Source organism: Aeromonas sp. ZOR0002 (assembly GCF_963866995.1).
In the GTDB taxonomy this organism is placed as follows: domain Bacteria; phylum Pseudomonadota; class Gammaproteobacteria; order Enterobacterales; family Aeromonadaceae; genus Aeromonas; species Aeromonas caviae.
Genome location: NZ_CAWMFQ010000291.1, coordinates 1 through 2,869, shown reverse-complemented (window position 1 = coordinate 2,869; position 2,869 = coordinate 1). Strand labels below are relative to the sequence as shown.

Here is a 2,869-nt window from a genome sequence, read left to right as displayed (position 1 = left end):
GCCGGTGGCCGTGCTGGTCGCCATCGGCAGCGGCCTGCTGGAACCGCTTGGCGCCCTGCTCGGGGTCGGACTCGCCAGCGGCATGGCCATCGCCTACCCCATCGGCCTCGGGCTCGCGGCCGGTGCCATGCTGTTTGTTGTCTCCCACGAGGTGATCCCGGAAACCCATCGCAACGGCCACCAGACCCACGCCACCCTGGGCCTGATGGCAGGCTTCGCCCTGATGATGACGCTGGATACAGCCCTGGGATGAAACGCCGATGCCCCATGCAACCCGTGGTCTCCCACGAGGTGATCCAGGAAACCCATCGCAACGGCCACCAGACCCACGCCACCCTGGGTCTCATGGCGGGCTTCGCCCTGATGATGACCCTCGACACCGCACTCGGCTGATCACCCCCCTCAAGCCCCGTGCGCCCGGTGACGACAGCGCGAACCCCTTGAAATAAGAGGGGGAAATCGCCTAATGTTGAGCCCCCGGCGCCCTTTGACTGGTTGATGTACGGCGCCTGAATCCCATCGGAAGCCTGCCCGGATGACCCTCAGGATAATCCTGCTGCTGTGTCTGCTTGTCCTCACCGCCAGGGCCATTGGCGCCACCGAGGTCTTTCATACGGCCGCGCAGCAGGCGTCGTCCCCCAAGTACGTGACGCTCCCCGACGGGCATGTCGGCGGGATCTGCGTCGATCTCTTCCGGCTCATGGAAGCAAGGGAGCCAGCCCTTCGCATTGAGGGAGATCAGCGCTTCCTGCCGCTGCGACGGCTGGAAAAGAAGGTGCAGCACGGTCAGCTGGACTTCATCTGCGGCGTGGGGGAGAGCCCGGCCAGGCGGGATCACTTCATCGTCCTGACTCCCGCCATCTTCACGGTGCGCTACCACCTGGCGGTGCGCCGTGACGATCCCGTCGAGATACGCAGCTGGCAGGATGTCAGGGCCCTCGGCCAGGGGGGCATCATCCTCATCAACCATGGCAGCGGCGCCATCGCCCGGCTCCAGGATATCGGCGGCCTCATCATCGACAGCGGCGGGATCAGCAACCAGGCCAACTACGAGAAGTTGTTGATGAAGCGCGGCCGTTTCGTCTACTACCGCTCCCCGGGGTTTGAGTCCGACTTGCGCGAACAGGGGCTGGCCGACAAGATCCGCATCCTCCCCACCGTGATGGAAGAGACTCCCTTCTACATCCTGTTCCATCGCCACAGTGCCCCCGAGCGCCTGACCCTGTTCGCCAACACCCTGCAACGGCTCGCAGACAGTGGTGAACTGGCCGCCCTGGCCAGACGCTACCCCTGACCCCCCATCCGCGCCATCGCAATGCTCGGCGCCACCGCCAAGTTTTGCTATCATCCCCGCCAACTTTTTCGGCCCAGCGGCCATCGAGACGAGGTAGATGATGAAAGTAGGTATTATCGGCGCCATGGAGCAGGAAGTAGCCCTCCTGCGCAGCCAGCTGAGCGAGCCCACCACCCTGCAACTGGGCGGCTGCGAGTTCTATCAGGGCAAGCTGGCCGGTAAAGAGGTGATCCTGACCCGCTCCGGCATCGGCAAGGTCGCCGCCAGCGTCGCCACCAGCCTGCTGCTGGAGAAGTTCGCTCCCGATTGCGTCATCAACACCGGTTCCGCCGGCGGCTTCGCCCAGGATCTGCACATCGGTGACGTGGTCATCGCGAGCGAGATGCGCTTCCACGACGTGGACGTGACCGCCTTCGGTTACGAGATGGGCCAGATGGCCCAGCAGCCCGCCGCCTTCCCCTGCGACGAAAAACTCATCGCCCTGGCACAAGCCTGCATTGCCGAGCAAGGCAAGCACCAGACCAAGGTCGGGCTCATCTGCACCGGCGATCAGTTCATGTGCAAGCCGGACGCCATCGCGAAAGCCCGTGCCGACTTCCCGCAGATGCTGGCGGTGGAGATGGAAGGGGCCGCCATCGGCCAGGTGTGCCACATGTTCAAGGTGCCCTATTTGGTGGTACGGGCCATGTCGGACATCGCCGGCAAGGAGCAGGTGGAATCCTTCGATGCCTTCATCGAGGTGGCGGGTCAACACTCCGCCGAAGTGATCATCGCGCTGCTCGGCAAGCTGTGATCGACGCCCCCTCCTGGGATGTCCTGATGACCGCCCTCGCCTCCACGACGGCGGGCATCATGGTGGGGGCCGCCCTGCTGGAGGCCCTGCTGCCCTGGCCCGCACGCTTTCGACCCGGCGCAGCAGTGCCTCTGCTCACCCGCCTCGGCCAGAAGGTCTATCGCCCCGACGGCACGCCACGCCAGCAGAGCCAGGCCGGGCTCCTTGCCCTGCTGGTGGTCTGGGTGCCCTGCGCTGCCGGTCTCTGGGCGGTGCGCAATCTCTCCCTTTCCGAGCCCCTGTTCGACCTCCTGTTCCTGCTGCTGATGCTCGAATCCCGCCCCTTGCGGGAACTCGCCCGGGGGAGCCGCGCTCTGGCAACCCAGGAGACGCTGGTCGTGGCGAGGCTGCAGGTCGCCCCCTGGCTCAAGCGGGAGACCGGCAAGCTCTCGGTGATGGGGTTGAACAAGGCGGTGAGCGAGACCTGCGTACTGCGCCTCGTGGGTCAGTGGGCCGCCCCCCTGCTGGGTTTTGCTCTGGCCGGGGTACAGGGTGCCCTGCTGGTGCGGCTCGCCCAGTTGACCCATCTGGCGTGGAACCCCAAGCAAAGCGCGTTCGTCCACTTCGGCCGCCCGGCTGCGGCGCTCTATCAGGGTTTCTGCGCCCCTGCCATCCTGCTGCTGGCGCTCCCCCTGTGCCTGACCCAGGTGCGCGGACTGGGCAACAGAGTGCGACCTGCGCTGCATTGGCCCCATCCCGCCATGGGGGTCCTGCTCGCGCTGCTGGCCCGGGCGACGGGCCGC

The 2,869-nt window shown here is 66.1% G+C and carries 4 protein-coding genes and 1 pseudogene; all 5 read left to right on the top strand.

The annotated features are described in order from the left end of the window. Window positions 1-253 (top strand): ZIP family metal transporter (locus AACR77_RS15710; RefSeq protein WP_042882694.1); only part of this gene is annotated, 253 nt, incomplete at its 5' end. Between the two features lie 23 nt (window positions 254-276). Then, window positions 277-393, top strand: a pseudogene (locus tag AACR77_RS15705) (ZIP family metal transporter); the annotation flags it as partial. 142 nt (window positions 394-535) lie between these two features. After that, window positions 536-1,294 carry a substrate-binding periplasmic protein gene (locus AACR77_RS15700; RefSeq protein ID WP_041215436.1) on the top strand — a complete coding sequence of 253 codons (759 nt, stop codon included), beginning with the start codon at window positions 536-538 and terminating at the stop codon, window positions 1,292-1,294. A gap of 100 nt (window positions 1,295-1,394) precedes the next feature. After that, window positions 1,395-2,087: a 5'-methylthioadenosine/S-adenosylhomocysteine nucleosidase gene (gene mtnN, locus AACR77_RS15695; RefSeq protein WP_010674306.1), complete on the top strand. Its 693-nt coding sequence runs from the start codon at window positions 1,395-1,397 to the stop codon at window positions 2,085-2,087. 26 nt (window positions 2,088-2,113) lie between these two features. Next, window positions 2,114-2,869, top strand: a 756-nt coding sequence (locus AACR77_RS15690; RefSeq protein WP_042882696.1) for a cobalamin biosynthesis protein, incomplete at its 3' end; no start/stop codon positions are given.